Consider the following 24,550-nt stretch of genomic DNA (forward strand, 5'->3'; position numbering starts at 1 on the left):
AACATATTTGAATTTAGCTAGTATGAATAAAGACAATATATCTTACGACGCTCTACTTCTTAAAGTAAAAGAGCTAGAATTAGAAATAAGTCGGTTAGATAAAAAGAGAAATACTTTAACCAATTTTGAATTCTATGTGAAAGAATCTCAAGATTTGCTATGTATCTCTGGTACTGATGGCTATTTCAAAGAAATAAATCCAGCATTTATAAAAAAATTAGGATATACTGAAAAGGAATTGCTTGCTAATTTGGTGACCTCATTTCTTCATCCAGAAGATGTAAAAACAACTATTTTAGAAATCGAAAGGTTGTCAAAAAGGATTACTTCGATAAATTTTGAAAATAGATTTTTAAAAAAAACTGGTGAAATTGTTGTAATACAGTGGACAACTAGTGTAGATTTAACGGGACAATTTATTTATGCAATCGGAAGAGATATAACTGAAATAAGGGAAACTCAGGAAAGTTTAGTAGCAAACGAAAAATTATTAAACGACGCGCAAAAAATTGCTAAGATTGGAAGTTGGGAATTTAATTTACTAACAAAAAAAATGATTTTGTCTAAGGAATTGTATTCGATTTATGAAATCGATATGAAACCGAACCAGAATTTATTCCAAGATTTTTTAAATCTCTTTTCAAAAGAAGATGTAGCATTTTTTCTAAACAAAATTGATGAATCCATTGACAATAAAAAACAATTTGAAGTTGAACAAAGTGTCATTTTATCAAATAATAGAAAAAAATGGATACATGCAATAGTAGTTCCATTGGTTGACAATAATGGAGATGTTTTTGCATTAAGAGGAAATACACAAGATATCACTGTAAAAAAGCAAATAGAGGAATCTATAAAAGATCAAGAAGCTGCAGTAATTGAAGATAAGTTAAAATCAATTGAAGAAGAAAGCAATGCTAAATTTAAGTATTACATAGAAAATGCCCCTGATGGTGTTTTTGTTTTAAATGAATTAGGAAAGTATTTAGAGGTCAATGAGGCTGCTACCGTCTTGTCAGGTTATTCAAGAGAGGAGCTTTTGACTATGAAGTTTGGAGATTTGTCTGTAACGCCTAATTATGAGGCCTATTTTCAGGATTACAAGAACCTACTTCGTGATGGAGTAGGTAAAAAGGAATTGAGAGCTAGGCATAAATTAGGGCATTTAAGATGGTGGTCTGTAGAGGCTATTAAAGTGTCTGAAAATCGTTTTTTAGGATTCGTGAAAGATATTACTGAAAAGAAAGATGCGGAAGAGTTAATACTAAAAAATGAGAGAAGGTTTAGAGCTTTATTAGAAAATAATCAGGATATTATCTCATTAGTGGACGAAAAGCTAAATGTTCTTTTTCGAAGCGAATCAGCAAACAGAATTACGGGTTGGTCTCATGATGAGTTTGAAATAATATCAGCCATAGAATTTGTTCATCCGGACCATATTGAAAATGTACATAGATTTATGGAGCAAGCCATTGCTAATCCTGGGGTTCCTTTTCCTATTTCTCTTCAGGTAAAACATAAAAAAGGGCATTATATCTGGATGGAAGGTTTTGTTAATAATTTGTTACTTGATCCTCAAATAAGAGGTGTTGTAACTAATATGCGCGATGTTACCGAAACTAAATATGCGCAAGAACTACTCCTATCTGAAAGAGATAAGTTTTCTAAAATTGCCGAAACTTCTCCAGGATTAATCTATTCCATGCGTCAAAACAAAGATGGCAGTTTATGTTATCCATATGCCAGTAATGCTGTTGAGGAAATCTACGGTTTTACTTTTGAAGAGATTGAGAATGATGCAGATAGAGTTTTTAATCTCATTCATCCAGATGATGCAGATTTTGTCATCAAGCGTATTATTTTAACTAACACAAAATTAATTCCTCTCAAAGGTGAATACCGTTATTTTCATCCAACAAAAGGAATGGTTTGGCATGAAGTAAATTCTTTACCGGTGGTGGAACCGGGAGGAACAGTGATCTGTCATGGAATTATTACGGATGTTACTGAAAGAATTTTGGCAAAACAGAAAATCCTTAAAGCCAATCGACTTTATTTATTTATCAGTCAGATAAACCAGATGATCGTTCGTACTACTGATCAAGAAACTTTATTTAGAGAAGCTTGTACTATTGCAGTTGATTTAGGAAAGTTTGGAATGGCATGGATAGGATTAATTGATGAAAGTACTCACAAAGTATTTCCGGCAATGATTGCAGGGAATGATAATAGTTATTTTTCTAAAATTAAAACAATTTCAATAGAGGACAAACCCGAAGGAAAGGGCCCAGTAGGTGTAGCAATTAGAGAACTCAGATCAGTCATTTGTAATGATGTTGAAAATGATCCTTTAATGTTACCTTGGCGAAAAGAAGCTATGGAACGGGGATACCTTTCTGTAATGGCAGTTCCAATAAAAAAAATCGGAAAGGTAATAGGCGCTTTTTCTTTTTATGCAAATGAGAAAAACTTTTTTGACGAAGAGGAAATTGCCTTATTAGAAGAGGCTACCGGCGATGTTGCTTTTGCATTAGAAATTTTTGAAAAAGAAGCTTTACGCAAAAAAGCAGAAGAAGCCATATTTGAAAGTGAGCAAAGATACCTTACACTTACAGAAGTTTCTCCCGTAGGAATTTTCCGCACGGATGCAGCGGGATATACTACTTATGTTAATCCATACTGGAGTCAAATTTCCGGATTATCTTTTGAAGAATCCATAGGAAATGGTTGGTTTAAAGCGGTTCATGAAGATGATAAAAAAACACTGTTTGAAGGATGGGAGAATGCAACCAATAATCAAGAAAAATCATTATCAGAATACCGTTTTGTTCGACCTGACGGTTCTGTAGCCTGGGTGATGGGTAAGGCCATTCCTGAAAGAAATGTTAGAAATGAGATTGTGGGATATATTGGTACTATAACGGATATCACGGAACGTAAAATTGCAGAAGATCTAATTTTAAAAGAAAAACAGCTTTCAGAAACAGTAATTAATAATCTTCCAGGCGTTTTCTATCTCTATGACGAATTTGGGAAATTTGTCAAATGGAATAAAAATTTTGAACATGTGACAGGGTACGATGAAGTAGATATAGCCCAAATGAGTCCACTTGATTTCTTTGATAAAGAAGAAAAAGAAAAAGTTAGAATAAGAATAAAGACAGTATTAGAAAATAGTTTAAAACGAGTTGAAAATAAATTGCCGGGAATTGAAATTGAGTTTTACACAAAAGTAAAAAATAAAATCCCTTATTATATCAATTCCCTTGCTATCGAATATGAAGGCAAAAAATGTATCCTAGGAATGGGCTTAGATTTAACTGATATTAAGAAAGCGGAAGAAAAAATACGGATTGCTAATGAACGATTTGAGCGAATTTCTGTAGCTACAAATGATGCCATATCAGAAGTTGATTTGTTTACCGGTCAAAGTTGGAATAATAAAGCATTTATTGAACTTTTTAATTTCGGTAATAATAGTGAGTCAAGTGCTATTGATGATAAAATAGTATGGCGATCAAAACTTCACCCAGATGATAAGGAAAGAGTTATTAGTAAGCTTGAAGAAACTTATGCCGGGACTACTAATGTATGGTCAGATGAATTTCGTTTTCAAAAAGCGGATGGCAGTTATGGTAATTTTTATGATCGTGCTGTTATTTTAAGAGATGAATCAGGGATTGCAAAACGTTTTATTAGTTCCATGACTGAAATTACCGAGTTAATCAATATAAAAGAGCAATTAATAGATAGTGAGAAAAAGTATAAAAGCCTTATAGAACAAGCTTCAGATGCTATTTTTATTAATGATATCTCAGGAAATTTACTTGAGGTAAACGAAAGTGCCTGCGTTATGCTTGGATATACCAATGAGGAATTGTGTGTCAAAAACATTACAGATTTATACACTGAGGCAGAACTTAAAAGAAAGCCTATAATGTATAAAGAATTGCTTAACGGTGAACAAACGATGATTGAACGCAATATGCTTCATAAGAATCTCTCTCTTATTTCAGTAGAAATTACGGCTAAAATGATTGGTGACGGCCGAATTGTTGCTATCGTCAGGGATGTAAGTGAGCGTAAAAAAATAGATGACGAGTTTAAGAAAATGCATAAAAAACTGGAAGCTATACTTGGAGCCATTCCAGATTTATTGTTTGAAGTAGATTTGAAAGGTGAAATTTATAATTATCATTCTCGTCGAAATGATTTATTGGCAATGCCAGCCAATCTATTCCTTGGTAAAAACTTTACCGAAATATTACCTACAGATGCTGCAAATTTGTGTCTATCAGCTATACGAGAAGCATCAGAAAAAGGCTTTTCAGCAGGAAGACAGTATTCATTACAATTAGAAACGGGTTTGCATTGGTTTGAAATTTCTGTAGCACCTATGCAGGAAAGCATGGATCATGACATCCATTTTATATGTCTTTCTCGGGATATTACTAATGCGAAACAGTCAGACTATGCGCTCTTCAAAAGCGAGGAAAGATACCGTGGTTTGTTAAATAATCTAGACGCTGGAATTGTAGTTCATGCACCTGATACTTCAATTATTGTAAATAATCTTAAGGCTTCAGAATTATTAGGCTTAACCGACGATCAGATGAAGGGTATTACGGCTTTTGATTCGACTTGGAATTTTTTAAATGAAGACAACTCTGTAATGCACTTTGAAAATTATCCTGTAAACCAAATTATAGCTAAAAAGCAAGCAATCAAAAATTTTAAAGCAGGCATTAATCGTCCTGCAAATAATGACATTGTATGGCTTTTAATCAATGGCTTTCCTGATATTGATGCTAATGGTAATATAAATGAAATTGTTATAAGTTTTATTGATATCACTGAGCAAACTATGATGGAAATGGAGCTGGTAAAAGCCAAAGAATTAGCTGAAGCCGCAAATAAAGCAAAGACTGATTTCCTAGCTAATATGAGTCATGAAATTAGAACTCCATTAAACGGTATAATTGGTTTTACTCATTTATTAATGAAATCAAATTTGAAAAAAAATCAAGCAGATTATATGACTACGGTCAATGAATCAGCAACATCGTTGATGGAAATTGTTAATGATGTTTTGGATTTTTCCAAAATTGAATCCGGGAAATTAGAGTTAGATATTAAAGAAGTAAATCTGTTTAAATTGACAAATCAGGTCATCGATTTATTTAAATTTCAAGCAGACCAAAAAAAGATAGATTTAAAACTTGATATTGATAAAAGTGTTCCACAACATATTCTTGCTGATTCAGTACGATTGAAACAGATATTGGTAAATTTATTAAGCAATGCCATAAAATTCACCAGTTTTGGAGAGATAAGATTAGATATTAATGAGATAGATGTTTCAGATAAAAAATGGTCAACTATAAAGTTTTCTGTAAAAGATACCGGAGTAGGAATAAAAACAGATAATAACGAAAAAATATTCAATTCGTTCGTTCAAGAAGATAATTCTACCAATAGAAAATTTGGCGGTACCGGATTGGGGTTGGCAATTTCAAATCAGTTACTGGCTTTGATGGATAGTAAGTTGCAGTTAATCAGTAAGTATGGTGATGGAAGTGATTTCTTCTTTGTTATTAAATTCAAAAAGGCAAATCATAAAAAAAATGCAGATGCATTATTTGCTAAAACGATTCAAGCGGTTGCCATTGCACCAGTAAACACTTTAAGTGATTATAAGGTTTTAATAGTTGAGGACAATAAGATTAATATGCTTTTAGCTAAAACATTGGTCAAAAGAATCATCTCTGATTGTATTATTTTTGAAGCTAAGGATGGCAATGAGGCTGTTGAACTTTATAAAAAAGAATCGCCAGATGTAATATTAATGGACATTCAAATGCCAAATAAAAATGGATATGAAGCAACAGACGAAATTAGACAGATAAAAGATTCTGAAAGTATTCCTATAATTGCAATCACTGCTGGGATAATGGTTGGAGATAAAGAAAAATGTCTTGAAGCCGGAATGAATGATTATTTGCCTAAACCCATTATTCAATTGGATTTAGAAAAAGTATTATACAAATGGTTAGGTAAGAATTGATTCTGTTTTTTATGAATATAAAGGGTGTTCATGATGTTCACCTTTTTTATGAAAATTAAATTTTTAAAATTAAGATATAGTAGCCTCGCTTGTAGCTTTTTTATGGAATGTTTATCTATTTAGCTTTTTGTTTGTTTGTAATTTTTTTTTACGTTTAAAATGGTTTACGATTAATTTTAATTAATCAACAGTAATAAGGTTTCATAAATAACTGAAATTTATAATTAAATTTTAAATTTCATTTTTTTTCTACAAAAGAATTTAGTTTTATGGATTTATTTTTTTGATTTTATATTTCTCATCATAAGAAATCACTTGTTGCAATGCTTTGATTGCAATTTCATTTTTACTGACAATTAATACTTCAGCAAAATTACTGCTCATACTTACATTAAAAATACCGTCAATCGTTAGCAGTTTTTCTGAAACATTTTCCATACAGCCATTACAGGTAATCCCTACAAATTCATATAAATTAACCACTACCTGATTGTTCTTTCTCAATTTGAAAAACAATTCAGAATTTGCTCTTGGTGCAATTGAATTTTCAGAAACATCCATTTTCAAAAAGTTAAAAGCGGCCGCAAAAAGCAGTTCATATTCTTCTTTGCATCCACCAAAGGGAGGTCCGGATTCAAACATTCTATTGAAGAATAATCCCGCCAAAATTCCTTCATCAGCTAAAATTTGATGCATTTTCCACATATATTTTTGACGCATTGTTGGGGGTAAAGCACAGAAAAAAGTTTGCTCAAGAACCAAATCATAGCTCCCTTTATGTTCAAAGAAATCACCCAGTATGATTTGAATATTAGGATTGTTTTTGAACTTTTCTTTTAAAACTGCCACAGGTGTTGCCGCAATATCTATAACGGTTAGGTTTGTAAACCCTTGTTCCAATAGATATTCGGCTTCATAACTGTTTCCACAACCGGGAATCAAAATACTACAGTTTTTATCGGCAATCGTATCTACATATGTTTGTATGGGCGGCGATACCTTGCCCAAATCCCAACCGGTAGTTTTGGCTTCGTATTGCGATTCCCAATAAGATGCGTCTAGTGGTTTATCGCAGGAAACTACACAACATTTTATATCTTCCATAATTTCATTTTTTTTAATTGCTTTTATTTCAAAACTTTACTTTGGCAAACAAAATTAGTTTTTGGAACAGTCGTTTTTGCAATAGCATTAAAGCCACCTTCAATTTCTGTAAAATTTCTAAATCCGCGAGCTTCCAGTATCGAAGCCGCAATCATACTGCGGTATCCGCCTGCGCAATGCAAATAAAAATGTTCTTTTGGATTTATATCTTTTATCCATTCATTTATTGCCGCTAAAGGCTTGCTATAGGCTTCTTCAACATGCTCTGCACAATATTCACTTTCTTTACGGATATCGATTACGTTGCTTTCGCCAATTTTCACAGCTGCAGCAAATTGTTCGGCTGTGATTCTATTTACGGTATCAACTTCTTTTCCGGCTTTTGCCCAAGCATTAAAACCACCATCAAGATGGCCAATCAACTTATCAAAACCTACACGGCTTAAACGTGTTACTGTTTCTTCTTCTTGACCCAGTTCACAAACAATTAAAATAGGTTGTTTTACATCGGCAATTAAAGCACCTACCCAAGGAGCAAAATCACCATTAATTCCAATGTTTATCGATTGAGGAATAAATCCTTTGGCAAATTCACCGTTTTTTCGAGTATCTAGAATTAAGGCTCCGGTTTCTTCGGCAGCCACTTCAAATTCTCCTACAGATAACGCGCGCATTCCTAAATGCAATACGTTTTCAAAACTGTCATATCCTTTTTTATTCATCGCCACATTCATTCCAAAATAGGCTGGAGGAGGCAATAGACCCTCAGTAACTTCTTGTATAAATTCGGTTTCAGTCATATTGGCTCGCAACGCATAATTTGTCGCTTTTTGATCGCCAATAGTAGATACTGTTTCCTTACTCATATTTTTTCCGCAGGCACTTCCCGCACCGTGAGCCGGATAAACAATAACATCATCGGCCAAAGTCATCACTTTATCTCTTAAAGAATGAAATAAAAGCCCCGCTAATTGCTCTTGTGTCATGTGTGCCGCTTTTTGGGCTAAATCCGGTCTTCCCACATCTCCAATAAACAAAGTATCTCCTGAGAAAATGGCATGGTTTTTTCCGTTTTCGTCAATCAATAAAAAAGTAGAACTTTCCATAGTATGTCCCGGAGTATGCAATACTTTTATTTTGATATTTCCAATGGAGAATTCCTGTCCGTCTTTAGCAGAAATACATTCAAATTCACAAGTTGCATTTGGACCATAAACAATTGGAGCGGCGGTTTCTCTGCTCAAATCAACGTGACCAGATACAAAATCAGCATGGAAATGGGTTTCGAAAATGTACTTTAATTTTACACCATCTCTCTCCAATCGGTCCAGATAAGGTTGGGTTTCACGTAGCGGGTCAATAATTGCTGCTTCTCCATTTGAGGTTATATAGTAAGCACCTTGGGCTAAACATCCTGTATATATTTGTTCTATTTGCATGATTGCTTTTTTTAATTTTACAGTACAAATGTACTTCTGTTTTTTAGGATAAACAGTGACAATTGTTACATTCCATTTTTTAATTAAAGAAAAATTCTTTGATAATAATATAAATTCCCATTACTAATACAAACCAACCAAAGATTGGTTTTAGTTTAGCTGCATCTATTTTTTTTGACAGTTTGATGCCAATAATCATTCCTATAAATGCCATACTTGAAATCATCAGTAAAAACAAATAGTCTATAGGTGTACCAATATATAAATCACCTCCAAAACCGATACTTGAGTTTATAAAGATAATCAATAATGAAGTGCCAACGGCCTGTTTCATTGGTAAATTAGCAAAAAACAATAAGGAAGGAATGATTAAAAATCCACCTCCAGCTCCTAAAAATCCAGTTACAATTCCAATTAAAAATCCAATTAACCCAAGCTGTGTATAATTTGTTTTTGGAGGATTTATTACTGTTTTTGTTTTACGTATCATAGCTATAGCGGCAGCTATCATGAGTACTGAAAAAACAATCATTATTAGGAAATTTTTTGATACTTGGTAAGAAGCAACGGAAAAAATTGTTGCTGCTATTTTTGGGAAAATCACTTCTCGAATGATTAGGATAGAAAAAACCGAAGGAATTGCAAAATATAATGCCGATTTAATTTTAAGATTTCCCATTTTATAGTGACTGATACAGCCAAATAAAGCGGTGATTCCCACTATAAATAGTGAATAACTGGTAGCAGTTTCTGGATCTATTTTAAATAGATAAACTAGAATAGGAACAGTAAGTATAGATCCTCCGCCTCCAATTAATCCTAATGAAAGTCCAATAATAATTGAAGCAAAATAGCCTAAATATTCCATTTTAAAAAAATTTTACTGCAAAGGTTGTTTGTAATTTTTTTACAAACAGTAACATTTATCACATTGAGAAGATTTATTTCAAAAGTTCAATGTTATTACGCTGTAAATTGACCAATCCTCGTTGTTCCATTTTTTTTAACAAACGGGAAATTACTTCTCTTGATGTATTAAGTTCAGATGCGATTTCCTGATGGGACAGTTTTAACTCTTTACAGCCACAAGCATCAGCATGGCGTTTTAAATAAAATTCTAAGCGCTCATCCATTGCTCTGAAGGCCACACTGTCAATCACTTCTAAGACTTCTTCAAAACGACTGCGATAAGAACCAATCACAAATTCATACCAACTGCGGTGCTGCATCATCCACTTGTCCATTAATGGAAGCGGAACCATTATTAATTCAACATCTTCCACAACTTTAGCCATTATCTGGCTTTTTTCGTTTTTGGTGGCACAAATCATAGAAATGGCGCAGGCTTGTCCAGATAGTAAATAATACATAAAAAATTCGCCTCCATTTTCATCTTCCCGGTAAATTTTTATTTTTCCGCTAATTACTAAAACCGTGTTTTTGATATACTGTCCTGTTCGTATAATTACATCACCTGACTGATAGGAATGAATAGTTGCACTAGCTTCTATTTCTTTCACTAATTCATTAGAAAATGAAGGAAAAAATTTCTTTATTGGGTCAAGCATTTTTAGTCTTTTTTCTATCGTTAGTAGTGTAAATGTAGTTTAAAAAACTCAAAATAGAATGGGATTTTTTGGACTTAATAAAAATACAAGTCCTTGGTTAGGTATGAATTATTTACTCATTTCCTATGGATTTAATAGGCTGTTTTTCGTAAAAATATATGCCTATTTTATAGTTTATTGATAGTTAATGTTTTGCGAAAACGTTTTCTAAAGATTATTATCTAATTAACAATTGTTGCTATTAGTGTTCGGTAAAAACGTTGTATTTTTACAAAAAACACTATTATGAACTTAACACAAGAAGATTGGGTTTCTCAGTTTGAAGCTGATGAAAACGCAGTGATTTTAGACGTGAGAACCGAAGCCGAATTTAACGAAGGAATTATAGCCAATGCTATTAATATTGATATTCATTTAGGACAAGGTTTTATTTCTGAAATTGAAGCGTTAGACAAAACAAAAAATTATTATGTGTATTGTCGCTCCGGAATGCGAAGCGGAAAAGCCTGCGAAATAATGAATGAGCTGGGTTTTGAAAATGCATTTAACTTAGTTGGAGGCATTATAGAATGGGATGGAGAGGTTGTTGCTCCATAAAACACAAAGAGGCAACAGCCTCTTTGTTTATTTAAAATTAAATTAAAAACATAAAATACTTTAGTATGAATGTAATACCAGAAGAATTTCAAATTAGCACCTTGTTAAATCAAGATACGTATTTAGTTGACGGAGAATTAAAAAAATGGACTGGTCAGACCACTCCTGTTTTTTCAACAATTTCATCTACCGAAGAATACGGCCCAACTATTTTAGGTTCAATCCCGTTTATGGGAGAGGCTGAAGCGATAGAAGCAGTAAATGCGGCAAGTGAGGCCTATAATAATGGACAGGGATTGTGGCCTACGATGAAAGTAGCGGATCGTATCAAGTGCATGGAAAATTTTGTTACTCAAATGAAAACAACCCGTAAAGAAGTTGTTAAATTATTGATGTGGGAAATTGGAAAATCATTGGGTGATTCTGAAAAAGAATTTGACAGAACGGTAGAATACATCTATGATACAATCGACAGTTTAAAAGAATTAAACAGTCGTAGTGCTCATTTTTCTAAAGTGCAAGGAATAAATGCCATGGTTCGTAGAGGACCGCTTGGTGTAGTTCTCTGTCTAGGACCTTATAATTATCCGTTAAATGAGACTTTTTCGTTGTTGATTCCTGCTTTGATTATGGGGAATCCAGTGATTTTTAAACCTGCTAAACACGGTGTTTTATTGATTTCTCCTTTATTGGAAGCTTTCAGAAGCAGTTTTCCAAAAGGAGCCATCAATATTGTATACGGTCGTGGACGTGAAGTAGCTTCTCCAATAATGAAATCCGGAAAAGTAGATATTTTGGCATTGATAGGAAACAGTAAATCAGCGATTGCATTACAAGACCAACATCCAAATAAAAACAGATTGCGTTTGATATTAGGGCTGGAGGCAAAAAACCCTGCGATAATCCTTCCGGATGCTGATTTAGATTTGGCTATCCAAGAATGTATTGCTGGCTCTTTATCGTTCAATGGACAGCGTTGTACGGCTTTGAAAGTATTGTATGTGCATGAGTCTATTGTTGATGAGTTCAACAAACGTTTTGCTGCTAAAGTGGATGCGTTGGTTTTTGGTAATCCGTGGGATGCATCCGTGTTTCTGACACCTTTGCCAGAAAAAGAGAAACCGGCTTATATTCAGGAACTTATTGATGATGCGACCAGTAAAGGTGCTGTTATAATCAATGAAAAAGGAGGAAAGCATTCTTCTAATTATATTTTTCCGGCAGTTTTATTTCCTATAAATAAAGAAATGCGTGTGTATCACGAAGAGCAATTTGGTCCAGTTGTGCCTATTATTTCTTTCAAAGACATTCAAGAACCTTTGAACGATATGGCCGAATCAAATTACGGGCAACAAGTAAGTTTGTTTGGAAAAGACATTAAAACGATTGCACCGCTTATTGATGCCTTGGTAAATTTAGTGTGTAGAGTAAACTTGAACAGCTCTTGTCAAAGAGGACCGGATGTTTTCCCTTTTACAGGACGAAAAGATTCAGCTGTAGGAACATTGAGTATTCATGATGCTTTGCGTTCGTTTTCAATTAGAACCTTTGTAGCGTCTAAAGACAATGAGTATAATAATGCTATTTTACAGGAATTATTAAGCAGTAAAGAATCTAACTTCATCAATACCGATTATATTTTGTAATCTCTTTTTAATTATAAATTAAAGCCGTCTCGTTTTTTTCGACACGGCTTTTTTGTGGAGTTGAGTTTACTACAAGATTTTTATGTTCAAAAAATTATGTAATATGTCTAAGTATTTTTAAAAAAATATAAATTTTCAATGCTTTACGGGAAACAGTAAAACATTGAAAATGGAATCATTTAGATTTGTTCGTATAGATTAATTTTTGGTTAGTTATCTATATTAGCAGAAGTCATTTAATGGCACTAAGCCTTCCAGAAATTGGGACTAGTGTCACTTTATTACTGGTATATAAATTATTGAAAAGTAATAATTTTGAATTAAGCAACAAGTTTTATTTAGCTATAATTAGTATGCTAATCAAATAATAAAACAAAAAAGGTGATCCGTTACCAGACCACCTTTTCGAACAAATTATAAATTCTAATATTAAACTAAGTCGAAACGGTCTAAGTTCATTACTTTAGTCCAAGCTGCAATAAAGTCTTTTACAAACTTTTCTTGACCATCACTATAGCCATATACTTCGGCTAGAGCTCTTAACTCTGAGTTAGAACCAAAAATTAGATCGACACGAGTTCCAATCCACTTTAATCCGCCTACCATACGATCACTTCCTACAAATGCATCATCAGATTCTGAAACAGCTTTCCAATTCGTACCTAAATCAAGTAAATTAACAAAGAAATCATTTGTAAGAGTCTCAGGACGTTTTGTGAAAACACCGTTTTGAGACTGATCAAAGTTAGTGTTTAACACACGCATGCCACCTACAAGAACTGTCATTTCTGGTGTAGTCAAGTTTAATAATTGAGCTTTGTCGATTAACATTTCCTCTGCTGAAACCGTATATTTTGTTTTAACATAATTACGGAATCCATCTGCTTGTGGTTCCAGAACTGCAAATGATTCTACATCAGTTTGCTCTTGTGAAGCATCTGTACGTCCCGGTATGAAAGGCACTGAAACATAATGTCCTGCATTTGAAGCAGCTTTTTCAATTCCTGCACTACCACCTAAAACAATCAAGTCAGCAATTGAAACGTATTTTAAGTTAGATTGTGTGCTGTTGAACTCATTTTTGATATTTTCAAGTTTGTTAAGGACTTTTTCAAGTTGAGATGGGTTGTTTACTTTCCAATCTTTTTGAGGTTCTAAACGAATGCGGGCACCGTTTGCGCCACCACGTTTATCAGAGCCACGGAAAGTAGATGCTGATGCCCAAGCAGTAGTTACAAGTTCAGATACAGACAATCCTGAAGCTAGAATTTTTGCTTTAAGCGTGGCAATATCCTGGTCATCAATTAAGGGATGTGTAACAGCAGGAACCGGGTCTTGCCAAATTAGTTCTTCAGCAGGAACTTCTGATCCTAAATAGCGCACTTTTGGTCCCATATCTCTATGTGTTAGCTTGAACCATGCTCTTGCAAATGCATCATTAAATTCGGCTGGATTTTCAAAAAAGTGTCTAGAAATTTTCTCGTAAATAGGATCTACTCGTAATGATAAGTCGGTAGTCAACATAAAAGGTTGATGGCTTTTTGCAGGGTCGTGAGCATCCGGTACTGTACCTGCTCCTGCATTGTTTTTTGGTTTCCATTGATGTGCACCGGCTGGACTTTTTGTCAATTCCCATTCGAACCCGAACAAGTTTTCAAAGTAGTTATTACTCCATTTTATCGGCGTTGTGGTCCAAGCACCTTCAAGACCACTTGTAATTGTATCACCAGCATTTCCAGTACCATAAGTGTTTTTCCAACCTAAACCTTGCTCTACAATAGACGCTGCAGCTGGTTCTGGACCCACGTATTTATTTGGATCAGCAGCACCATGGGTTTTGCCCAATGTATGTCCACCGGCAATAAGGGCAACTGTCTCTTCGTCATTCATAGCCATACGGGCAAAGGTTTCACGAATGTCGCGAGCTGCTAATAGCGGATCAGGATTACCGTCAGGACCTTCAGGATTTACATAAATAAGTCCCATTTGTACAGCAGCTAGAGGGTTTTCTAACTCACGATCACCTGAATAACGGCTGTTTGGAGTGTTACTAAGTGCCAACCATTCTTTTTCAGAACCCCAATAAATATCTTCTTGTGGTTCCCAGACATCTTCTCGTCCACCAGCGAAGCCAAAGGTTTCAAAACCAGCGGACTCAAGTGCGCAGTTACCTGTTAGAACCATTAAATCTGCCCATGAAATTTTCTTACCGTATTTTTGTTTTATTGGCCATAACAATAAACGAGCCTTGTCTAAGTTTGCATTATCTGGCCAGCTATTTAGGGGAGCAAAACGCTGTGTACCAAAACCTGAACCACCACGACCGTCAGCAATACGATACGTACCTGCACTGTGCCAAGCCATTCTAATGAAAAACGGACCATAGCTGCCATAATCAGCAGGCCACCAATCCTGAGAGGTAGTAATGACATCCATAATGTCTTTTTTTAAAGCTTCAAAATCTAGAGATTTGAATTCCTGCGCGTAATTAAAAGTTTCTCCCATAGGATTTGATAGAGAGGAGTTTTGGCGCAGAATATTCAATTTCAATTGATTTGGCCACCAGTCGCGATTACTTGTTCCTGATGCAGAACTTTGGTTTGGAGCAACTCCACCAGAAAACGGGCATTTACTTTCTCCGTTGACGTTGTAGGATGTTTGGTTTGTGTTATTTTCCATAATATGATTGATTTTTTATTTACTTGAAGCGAATTTACTAAAAACTATTCGTACCTAATTTTATTTTTAATAGATAAAAACTATAGTTATAGATAATATTAGTGATTAATAAAACTACTAAAAATATTTAATTAAATGAACATCAGTTCATGAGGATATTATTAAGCCAATATTAAATTAATAAATAAGTGAGAATCGTTGTCCTTAAATTTTTTTATTTTTAATATGGATATACTTTCTTTTTTAAATTAAGGAATTGATTTCTGGAATAAGTAGGTCTATATTTAGAAATTTACTGATGCTACAAAAATAAATAGTAATTTATTGCCAAACTCAAGCAACGAGTTGGAAGGTAAACAGTAACTTTAGAAAAAAATAAAAACATGAGTTTATTTGAAAATAAAAATAATAGTGACCACAATCCAGTAAACTCGGAGTTTGAAGCTTGGGTTGGAATTTTATATTCTTGTATTTCTGCGGATAATCAAATTAAGGATTCGGAAACAGCATCGTTATCAAGAATATTGCATTCAAAACAGAAATTTATTGGAATTGATATTTCACCTCTTTATGTAAGATCATTTAATTTAAGAACAGAACTGGGACAGTTAAAATATATTTCGGCCTGTTGTGAACTAATAGAAGAAGAAGATAAAGAAACTGTATTTGCTCTTGCATTAGAAGTGTTACTGGCGGATGGAACATTAGAAAAAGAAGAAAAAAACCTAATTGAAGTTTTATCAAATCGATTAAAAATTGATGCTGATATGACCAGTAAAATCATTGAAGTGATTTTTTTGAAGAATAAAGGGAATATTAAAGGGATATAAACGGCAGTATTTCTGATACTGTTACTGCCTAATCAGATTAAATATATTGTATAACCTATTTATCTTAAATATATTGTGTAATTTAGAGTGTTCAAAATAGGAAACCAAAAATCAATAGTGACTATACATCGCTATTGTCTGTAAAACGCAAGGGCTATCAAAAAGAAACTCAAAATAGCAAAGGAAAACTTTCATGAAAGACTGCATCGGGAGCCTTTCATCACACACCCTAGATTGAAGTTTATTCCTAATATCGTTCTCAACCTGATTAGCTTTGCCATTACACTTGCTGTGATAGGAACCTTTTTGTATCTACTACTGAATTATTTGATAATGAAATTTTATCACTTGGATTAAAATGGATAGAACTCAAATGCGTTTCATTTTGCTAAATCATTTTTTACTATCGATTTAATTGTACTATATTTTGTTTTTCTGGATTCATAATTATTAATGAGGTAGTTTATCTCTAAAATAGCCATATAGCCAAGTCCCCACTACTGCCGATAATAAGGTAACAATCATTACTGTCGCGCCAGTTCCAATCTGGGCAAATAATGGTCCCGGGCACGCTCCAGTTATGGCCCAACCCAATCCAAAGATAAGCCCGCCGTAGATTTGTCCTTTGTTGAAGGTTTTGTTGTGAAATTCAATTTTTTCCCCATAAATGGTTTTAATATTGAATTCTTTTATCAGCAAAATAGATATTATTCCAACCACAACCGCACTTCCTATGATCCCATACATGTGAAAGGATTGAAAACGGAACATTTCCTGAATGCGGTACCAGCTGATAACCTCGGCTTTGATGAAAACAATTCCAAAAGCTATACCTACGATTACGTATTTTAAATTATGATACCACTTGTGTTCTAATTGACTCTCGTTGATACAAACGGTGTCTAAAGAACGTGTTTCGAAATCTGTATTTTGATCTTTATTTTGCATGTTTGATAGTATTAAATAGAAAGTATTAAAGGTAAAATGATATTTGCCATAATCAATCCGCCTATGTAGAAACTAGAGGTGGCAATCAACGAAGGCAATTGTAAATTAGACAAACCGGAAATAGAATGACCACTGGTACAACCTCCCGCATAACGAGAACCGAAACCAATAAAAAAACCACCTGTAACCATCATAAAAAATCCTTTGAGTGTGATTAAATTTGCCCACGAGAAGAGTTGTGCGGGTAACATTCCGTCGATATTTGTAACTCCATAAGAAGCTAATTCTGTTCTTAGAGCATCGTTTATAATAATTGGATTTGGATTTGACAAAAAATTGAAAGCAATAACACCACCCACTACTATTCCGAATACAAAAAACATATTCCAGATTTCTTTTTTCCAATCGTATTTGAAAAATTTAATATTTGCCGGTAAGCACATCGCACAAGTGTGACGTAATGAAGCACTAATTCCAAAAGATTTATTTCCAATAATTAATAATGCGGGTACGGTAAGTCCAACTAATGGCCCCGCTATATACCAAGGCCAAGGTTGTTTGATGAATTCTAAAATTTCCATTTTTGTTGATTTAGTACCGCAAAGATTCAACTTCTAAATGAGTAGTTGTGTTACTTTTGTCACACAACAAAAAAAATTTAAAAAATCACATTGATTTTATTTTCTAATATAATGATCTAACTTTTCTCGGAACGAATCACTATTCCAATTTGCAGTTCCAATTTTGGCTAAAATTAAATATCCTTGTTTATCAATGAGGTACGTGGCAGGAATTGTAGTTGAGTCCATTTCTAACGGAGGATTTGTAACCGATTGGTAGACAGGAAGCGTTAAATTTTCTCTGACCATAAATGTTTTTGCTTTTTCAAAAGAATCTGTTGTAACAAACAAAAAGACAATTTTGTCATGATAATCAGCATATAATTTTTGTATACTTGGCATTTCGGCAATGCAAGGCGGACACCATGTGGCCCAGAAATTAATGAATATCATTTTTCCTTTATAGTCTTCCAAAGTTACACGCTGCCCGGTAGCATCGACTAATTGCCATTGGTAACTGGACAGCATTTTTTGATCCGTTACTGCAATTGTTTTAGGCGAAAAAACGATTAAGCGGTTTACTTGTATTTTTACAAAAGTGCCCAAAGGACTAAACAGCAACAGGGCAATAAATAGCATAAAAGCAACATTTTGAAGAGTAGATTTTTTAGGTGTTTTCCAGATCATTTTTATTGGTTTTAAATTTTAGTTTAAAAGGATGCACTTTAGTATATTTTGCTTTAGCTGCTAAAAAATTTAGTCCAAATTATTCATTCAATTTTGATGTGTTTAATTTGCGAAATTAAGATTTAATTTTTCTGTTCAAATTTAGCCTTGCAGACTCTCTGTATATTAAACGAAAATGTATGAACTATAAGTTTCATGGTGGCTTATCCTGGAGACGAGAATGCGATGTCAGGCCTTGAAAACATTTAGACTAACATCACTCATAGTATTCTAATTGATAATCGCCAATGTGTGTTTTATTTTTAAAAATGGATTTTTTATGCTTGAAATAGTTAAAAGTGCCAAGTAAAAGTATCACGAATGAAATGACAAAAAGTGCTATTTCAATCAGGAAACTATTTTCTACTTTTAATAAATTTCGCAAACTCAATCCTGCAATTAAAAAGTACATTGCCGTTCTCAGGAATGCAAGAAAAGTAGATTGATTCGCTAGCACTGTCCTTTGTAACGCTAATCGTTCTCTTAAAATCAAGTCTTTGTTTATTGCTTTTGTGTCTTTCATATCCTTAAATTTCTTAATAAACGTATGCTACAAAGATATAGCATGAATTTAAGGAAGATAGTGACAAATGTTACACAACATAAAAAGTTGCCATAATTGTAAATTTTTAAAATATAAATTTGTGTTTTCTGGTAATTCCAACGCATAACTACTTTTAAAAAATGAAAAAACACCAGCTATTCAACTGGTGTTTCTATCATTAATTAAACAAACCAAAAAAACTAATCAATAACTATAGTGTGTGTTATAAACTCAGTAGCCGTTTTTTTAAATTTTAAATTGTAAGTTCCCACAGCTGTAGATTTAAACTTGTAAACTACAGTTTTGCTTACTGGAGTCGTTCCACAATCTGTTCCTTCATACTTTGATTCTACTTCAATCGTTTTAGTGTTGGCAGCTGCAGTTTCGATATACTTGTTGTAAGAACCACAATTATTGTCAACTGAAAAAGTGACAGTTAATGGAACTTCAACATTTATGTCTCCGGTTACAGCGCCTTCAACTTTTGTTACCAATGAGGTTTTAGTAACTGTATTTGGTTTGTTGTCCTCATCGCTGCATGATGCGAAAGCTGTTGAAACTAATAGTAGAATAACTGCTGCTTGTAATCTAAAATTTTTCATAATTATTAAATTTATTTGTTACTTAAAGGATGTTAAAGAGAATGAAAGGTTGCTTTTTGCATTCTGTTAAAAAATGCTTTTACAATTGTTCAGTTATTTATAGTTCTCTGAATGAGTGAACTAAAACAAATATTTTTTTTAATTATTTATTTAGGAAATAGGTTTATTACTATGTTTTTCTTCTTAAATAGAACACTTAATTTTAAGTTTAAATACAATTAAAACTAAAATATCAAGTCCATTTTGGTGTTAAAAAAGATAGATATTAATTCCTAATGCAACTTTTAAAATTCAATTTAGTTTAGATTTTTATCGAATTTTATTTTATAAAAGGTCTTTGGTTATTATTTTGTAGATTCCCATAACTAAAACCAATAAACCAAATGCGGGTTTCAGTTTGTTTTCATTATTTTTTAGATAATGCAGTGCTAATGAAAATCCCAACAAATGCTGAAATGGTAAGAAGAAATTGCCTATTAATTCCATTTTCTCCAAAGAAACCAATCAATGATTTGGCAGCTATAATTACCAATGATGTTCCAACTGCTTCTTTCATAGGAAGCTTACTTAATACGACTAATGCCGGTATAATTAAGAAACCGCCGCCGGCTCCAACTAATCCTGTAATAACACCAACAATAGCACCTTCGATAAGTATGAGAGGGTAATTGAATTTTTGTTCTTCGGACTTTTCGTCTATTTTTTTTGATGATGCTATACGAAACAGCAATCATAATTACAGCAAAGAGTAACATCATCAATAGGTTTTTGTAACTATAAATTCTCCAATGGAAAACACTTCTTTTGGGATTGTAGGTACAATAAAAGCTCTCGAGGTAAAAACTGCAATGATTGACGGAATGCCAAAAAAAATGCTGTTTTGATATTTACCAACCCTTTTTTGAAATAGCCCACAGGATTCACAGCACTTGCAAATCCTACAATAAATTAAGGAATAAGTAGTTGCTAAAACGGGTTCGATAGCAAATAAATAGACTAAAACGGGTAGGGTAAGGATACAGCTGCCACCACCGATTAATCCTAGTGCAGCGCCAATGATTATTGATGTAAAATAACCGATATATTCCATAAGTAGTAAAATTTTATACTGCAAAGATTGTCAGTTAAAATTGCATACACAGTAATATTTCTCCCATTGCTAATTTTTTTTTTCAAAAAATAAATCAGCGAAGGTATTTTAAAACAGCACTGAAATTTTTAATGTTCTTGCGTTTTTGAGGTAATTGTAGAACCTGCAGAAGCTATTACCACAAAAATTACCGCTAAAATTTCATTAAAAGTAAGGTATTCTTGTAAAAAAAGAAAAGCACAAATAGATGCGGCAGCTGGTTCTAAACTCATTAAAATACTGAAAGTACGTGCTGGAAGTTGTCCCAGTGCTTTCATTTCTAATGTAAAAGGAATTGCACTTGATAATAAAGCGAGAGCTACTCCTAATCCTAAAAGTTGAGGTGTAAGGTTGATTAGCCCATTTCCTAGAATTCCAAAAGGGACAATTAGTATAGAAGCAAATAACATTCCTATAGTAACAGCATCTCCACCTTTCATTATTTTTGAAATTTTCCCTCCTAATATTATATAAGCCGCCCAAAGTGCACCAGCCAAAAGAGCAAATACTACACCTAGAATGTCTAATCCATTATTTGACCATGGAGCAATCAAAACGATTCCGGCTGCAGCAAGAAGTACCCAGAAAAAATCTATTGTGCGTTTTGAGCCTAAAACAGCGACTAATAAAGGACCTATGAATTCCAGCGTGACTGCAAGTCCAATGGGAATTCTCTCAATGGAAAGATAAAAAATCAAATTCATTGCACCTAAAGACAAGCCATAGGGAGTTACTAATTTCCATTGCTCAATTGTTATTTTTTTTAGGTTTGGCCTGTAAACAGCAAATAATATTAATGCGGAGATGCCAATTCTTAAAGAAGCTGTTCCGGCAGCACCAATAGCAGGGAAAAGACCTTTCGCTATAGCTGCACCAGATTGCACGCTTATTATTGCTAAAAGTACGGCAGGTAATGGAGGAATATTGATCTGTTTCAGTTTCATTAAGGGTAGAATATAGGCGGGTAAAACTACAAAATTTATAATTTAAAGTAGCTTGTGATGTAAATAATTCATTGGATAATAAGCCCTAACAGCAATAATTTTTGGAAGTTTAGATTGCTAATCATAATAAATTATAAAGGATTGACCTTCCACTGATAGGAATCGCCTTCAAATTGTTCTTTACCCCATATAGGGATTTCTGCTTTAATGCTTTCAATACATTTACTTCAAGCATCTATTGCGGTTTTTCTTTGTGCCGATGATGTGAATACAAAAAGACAAATTTAACCTAATTTTACAATTCCAATACTATGGTATAAGTGCATACACGTTAAAGGATACTTTAAAAAAAGTACTTTTATTTCGTAAAATAAAATTAATCAGGTAAGTAATAATTTGATTGAAGCAACTAATAATGCTGTTGCTAAAATATATTTAAGGATCGATTGATTAAACTTTTTAGCCCCTAACCATGCGCCCAATATCCCGCCAATAAAAGCGACAGTAACAAAAGTAAGCATGTCGGTTTCAAATTTAATACCCTTTGATAATTGTCCCGCTAAACCAGATGCTGAATTCACAAAAATAAATAATGCGCTAATAGCCGCAGTTTGTTTTTGGTTTGACCAATGTAACATTAACAATAATGGAGAAAGTAAAATACCTCCTCCAATACCAATTAAACCAGAAAGAAATCCTATACTGGCACCGATAATAAGTGTCAATCCAATCGTGTTTTTTTTCAACTCAGAATCGTCCGTATTCGGATATACAGAAAATTTTATAACGGGTATTAAGAGAATTAACCCCAAAACTTTTTTATATATATCGCCGTCTAATGATATCATACCTCCTAAAAACGAAAAAGGAATTGAGGCTAGGGCAAAGGGCAGAAAAAGTTTCCATTTGAAATGTCCTTCTCGAAAAAACAGTGTAAAGGAAACCAGTGATACAAACAAGTTTAATATCAAGGCTGTTGGTTTCATGAAATTTGGATCAAAGCTGAAAATAGCCATTAACGCTAAATAACCACTTGCTCCACCATGACCAACCGCTGCGTATAAAAATGCAATAATAAACAGTAATAAAAAAAAGGATAAGGATAATGTCATTTGGTAATTTTAAAAAAGGAAATAAATATACTTCTATTTCCTGACCTGATTCAATTTTTGATGTGTTTTCTGGAATTATTACCAGACAATAAGCGTTAGTAAACGAAGAAATTTTATAGGATTACTGACCTGTTTCAAGAGCAACTAAACCATCTTTATACGACGCTTTTAAAAAATGTGTCATGCCTGCCAGTTTTTGATATTCTTGTGTAAAATCATTTTTTTTGTCTGCAATGTAACGTTACGTTTGGTCATAATTCCAATAGCGCGAAGCACATACTCATAAAAACAGGTTAATACAGAAGCTAGATTTCCAGGAAGCCCAAAAATAACTTTATTTGCTTTTGTTCCAAATAATAATGGTTTACCCGGTTTGCGTTTTATCTTATGAAAAACGACATTTTCGGCACATTTTTTAAATGTATTCATTGTGCTAAATTTTAATAGGCGTAAGTTGCAAATAAAATCAATTATTCTCTAATACTAATTATTCTTTTGTTTTGTAATTGAAAAGGGTTAATTTTTCAACTACTGTGATGAATTGATCTCCTAGAGCTTCTATTTATACTTATGTTTTTACGGAATTAAAGACAGAATGTTTTTTCCGTTTCTAAAAGGCAACAATAAATCTGTTTCTGATAGCTTAAATTCAAATGATATATTAATAAAATCAAACAATTAATAACTTTAAAAAGCATTTGTTTTATAAATAAAAAGAGAACGTTGATACAAATAAATACCGTCGTTCTCTTTATAATTCTATTATAGCGTAAGGCTAAAAGTAGTTTGTGTTTTAGCTTTTTAAAGAAGCCATATCAATTACAAAACGATAGCGAACATCGCTTTTTAGCATTCTTTCGTAAGCTTCGTTGATATCCTGGATTTTGATCACTTCAATTTCAGAGACAATATTATGTTGCCCACAGAAATCAAGCATTTCCTGAGTTTCTGCGATTCCGCCAATTAAGGAACCTGCTACGGATTTTCTACCCATAATCATCGGAACAGTATTCAAAATAGGTTCCAAGCCACCTAAATAACCTACTAAAACTAAAGTTCCATTAGTGTTTAAAGTTTCCACATACGGATTGATATCATGAACATAAGGAACAGTGTCTATGATTAAATCAAATTTTCCGTTTACAGCATTCATGTGATTTTCATTAGTTGAAATAACAACAGCATCTGCACCCAATTCGAAAGCGTCTTTTTCTTTATCTGGTGTTCTGGAGAAAAGGGTAACTTCAGCGCCTAATCCTTTGGCAAGTTTTATAGCCATATGCCCTAATCCGCCTAAACCTACAACCGCAACTTTACTTCCTTTTCCAACTTTCCAGTGGCGAAGTGGTGACCAAGTGGTTATTCCCGCACATAATAAAGGAGCTGTAGCAGCCAAGTCAAGATTAGCGGGTACTTTTAAAACGAAATCTTCGTCTACTACAATATTTTCAGAATAGCCTCCAAAAGTCATTCCGCCCAAATGCTTATCTTCTCCATTGTAAGTGCCAATCCACCCGTTAGAGCAATATTGTTCCAGATCTTGTTTGCAATTATCGCAGGTCTTGCAGGAGTCTACTAAACAACCTACCGCAGCAAAATCACCTACTTTTAGTTTAGTAACTTCATTTCCTACTTTGGTTACTTTTCCCACAATTTCATGACCCGGAACCGCAGGATAAGTGGTAAATCCCCAATCATTTTTTGCCGTGTGTAAATCAGAGTGACAAACACCACAATACAAAATTTCGATTTCAATGTCTTTTGCAGTAGCATTTCTACGTTGTATATCCATTTGTTTTAAAGGAGCATCAGCTGCTTCTGTACCGTAAGCTTTTACATTTGTCGTTGTGTTCATTTTTAAAGAGTTTTATTAAAAATAGTATTTATAATTTTTGGTTGACCTTATCATTTTTAATTAAATTTAGTAAATAGTTTGATTATTAGTGGAATAAAAAATATTGTTTACAAAAAATCAAATATTTCTAAATTTGACAGGGTTTGTTTCAAGTGTATTTCGTTTATAAAGTCAGTGATCTTTTTGTTATTCATTTTATAAAA

General features: G+C 33.4%; 19 protein-coding genes and 1 pseudogene. 4 read left to right on the plus strand and 16 right to left on the minus strand.

The genetic code is table 11. From position 1 onward, the window contains the following. Positions 1–22 precede the first annotated feature (22 nt). A complete protein-coding gene (locus ACNQF6_RS06110; RefSeq protein ID WP_417964192.1) occupies positions 23–6,064 on the plus strand; it encodes a PAS domain S-box protein in 6,042 nt (2,013 codons plus the stop codon). A 267-nt stretch (positions 6,065–6,331) separates the two neighbouring features. On the opposite strand, the gene ACNQF6_RS06115 is transcribed toward ACNQF6_RS06110, so the two are convergent. The 4 genes from ACNQF6_RS06115 to ACNQF6_RS06130 all read right to left on the minus strand — a co-directional run bounded on the left by ACNQF6_RS06115 (position 6,332) and on the right by ACNQF6_RS06130 (position 10,175). Further along, on the minus strand, positions 6,332–7,168 hold the full coding sequence (locus ACNQF6_RS06115) for a methyltransferase domain-containing protein (protein ID WP_417964194.1): 837 nt from the start codon (positions 7,166–7,168) through the stop codon (positions 6,332–6,334). Positions 7,169–7,191: 23 nt separating this feature from the next. After that, positions 7,192–8,607: an MBL fold metallo-hydrolase gene (locus ACNQF6_RS06120; protein WP_417964196.1), complete on the minus strand. Its 1,416-nt coding sequence runs from the start codon at positions 8,605–8,607 to the stop codon at positions 7,192–7,194. A 79-nt stretch (positions 8,608–8,686) separates the two neighbouring features. Beyond that, positions 8,687–9,475, minus strand: coding sequence for a sulfite exporter TauE/SafE family protein (locus ACNQF6_RS06125; protein ID WP_282712043.1), 789 nt, complete (start codon positions 9,473–9,475; stop codon positions 8,687–8,689). 73 nt (positions 9,476–9,548) lie between these two features. Next, positions 9,549–10,175, minus strand: a complete 627-nt coding sequence (locus tag ACNQF6_RS06130; protein WP_417964199.1) for a Crp/Fnr family transcriptional regulator — start codon at positions 10,173–10,175, stop codon at positions 9,549–9,551. A gap of 285 nt (positions 10,176–10,460) precedes the next feature. Here ACNQF6_RS06130 and ACNQF6_RS06135 point away from each other — a divergent pair, with 285 nt between their 5' ends. Together ACNQF6_RS06135 and ACNQF6_RS06140 are read left to right on the plus strand one after the other, a co-directional pair. Continuing rightward, positions 10,461–10,772, plus strand: coding sequence for a rhodanese-like domain-containing protein (locus ACNQF6_RS06135; RefSeq protein ID WP_417964201.1), 312 nt, complete (start codon positions 10,461–10,463; stop codon positions 10,770–10,772). A 65-nt stretch (positions 10,773–10,837) separates the two neighbouring features. Beyond that, a complete protein-coding gene (locus tag ACNQF6_RS06140) occupies positions 10,838–12,418 on the plus strand; it encodes an NADP-dependent glyceraldehyde-3-phosphate dehydrogenase (RefSeq protein ID WP_417964203.1) in 1,581 nt (526 codons plus the stop codon). Between the two features lie 429 nt (positions 12,419–12,847). Here the strand turns inward: ACNQF6_RS06140 and katG are convergent, their stop codons facing one another. Beyond that, positions 12,848–15,097, minus strand: a complete 2,250-nt coding sequence (gene katG, locus ACNQF6_RS06145; RefSeq protein ID WP_417964205.1) for a catalase/peroxidase HPI — start codon at positions 15,095–15,097, stop codon at positions 12,848–12,850. A gap of 383 nt (positions 15,098–15,480) precedes the next feature. On the opposite strand from katG, the gene ACNQF6_RS06150 reads away from it, so the two are divergent. Then, positions 15,481–15,927 carry a TerB family tellurite resistance protein gene (locus ACNQF6_RS06150; RefSeq protein WP_282716772.1) on the plus strand — a complete coding sequence of 149 codons (447 nt, stop codon included), beginning with the start codon at positions 15,481–15,483 and terminating at the stop codon, positions 15,925–15,927. 450 nt (positions 15,928–16,377) lie between these two features. Here ACNQF6_RS06150 and ACNQF6_RS06155 read toward each other — a convergent pair whose 3' ends face one another. The 11 genes and pseudogenes from ACNQF6_RS06155 to ACNQF6_RS06205 all read right to left on the minus strand — a co-directional run bounded on the left by ACNQF6_RS06155 (position 16,378) and on the right by ACNQF6_RS06205 (position 24,347). Continuing rightward, the gene (locus tag ACNQF6_RS06155) at positions 16,378–16,875 is read right to left on the minus strand and encodes a DUF6691 family protein (protein WP_417964207.1); all 498 of its coding nucleotides are present in this window, start codon (positions 16,873–16,875) and stop codon (positions 16,378–16,380) included. Between the two features lie 11 nt (positions 16,876–16,886). Next, positions 16,887–17,450, minus strand: coding sequence for a YeeE/YedE family protein (locus ACNQF6_RS06160; RefSeq protein ID WP_417964491.1), 564 nt, complete (start codon positions 17,448–17,450; stop codon positions 16,887–16,889). Between the two features lie 102 nt (positions 17,451–17,552). Then, entirely contained in the window at positions 17,553–18,122 is a 570-nt protein-coding gene (locus ACNQF6_RS06165) for a TlpA family protein disulfide reductase (RefSeq protein ID WP_417964209.1), read from the minus strand. 256 nt (positions 18,123–18,378) lie between these two features. Further along, a complete protein-coding gene (locus tag ACNQF6_RS06170) occupies positions 18,379–18,684 on the minus strand; it encodes a DUF202 domain-containing protein (RefSeq protein WP_417964211.1) in 306 nt (101 codons plus the stop codon). A gap of 221 nt (positions 18,685–18,905) precedes the next feature. Next, positions 18,906–19,307 (minus strand): hypothetical protein, encoded by a 402-nt coding sequence (locus ACNQF6_RS06175; protein WP_417964213.1) that lies wholly within the window; start codon positions 19,305–19,307, stop codon positions 18,906–18,908. Between the two features lie 324 nt (positions 19,308–19,631). Beyond that, positions 19,632–20,397, minus strand: a pseudogene (locus tag ACNQF6_RS06180) (sulfite exporter TauE/SafE family protein). A 128-nt stretch (positions 20,398–20,525) separates the two neighbouring features. After that, entirely contained in the window at positions 20,526–21,380 is an 855-nt protein-coding gene (locus ACNQF6_RS06185; protein ID WP_417964215.1) for an EamA family transporter, read from the minus strand. 380 nt (positions 21,381–21,760) lie between these two features. Then, positions 21,761–22,462: a sulfite exporter TauE/SafE family protein gene (locus tag ACNQF6_RS06190; protein ID WP_417964493.1), complete on the minus strand. Its 702-nt coding sequence runs from the start codon at positions 22,460–22,462 to the stop codon at positions 21,761–21,763. Then, positions 22,377–22,604: a hypothetical protein gene (locus ACNQF6_RS06195; protein ID WP_417964495.1), complete on the minus strand. Its 228-nt coding sequence runs from the start codon at positions 22,602–22,604 to the stop codon at positions 22,377–22,379. The genes ACNQF6_RS06190 and ACNQF6_RS06195 overlap by 86 nt, the downstream gene beginning before the upstream one ends. A gap of 68 nt (positions 22,605–22,672) precedes the next feature. Beyond that, a complete protein-coding gene (locus ACNQF6_RS06200; RefSeq protein ID WP_417964217.1) occupies positions 22,673–22,921 on the minus strand; it encodes a molybdopterin-binding protein in 249 nt (82 codons plus the stop codon). Positions 22,922–23,285: 364 nt separating this feature from the next. Continuing rightward, entirely contained in the window at positions 23,286–24,347 is a 1,062-nt protein-coding gene (locus ACNQF6_RS06205) for an NAD(P)-dependent alcohol dehydrogenase (RefSeq protein ID WP_417964219.1), read from the minus strand. Positions 24,348–24,550 lie beyond the last annotated feature (203 nt).

Origin of the sequence: Flavobacterium pasteuri (genome assembly GCF_048286615.1) — a bacterium.
Lineage (GTDB): Bacteria > Bacteroidota > Bacteroidia > Flavobacteriales > Flavobacteriaceae > Flavobacterium.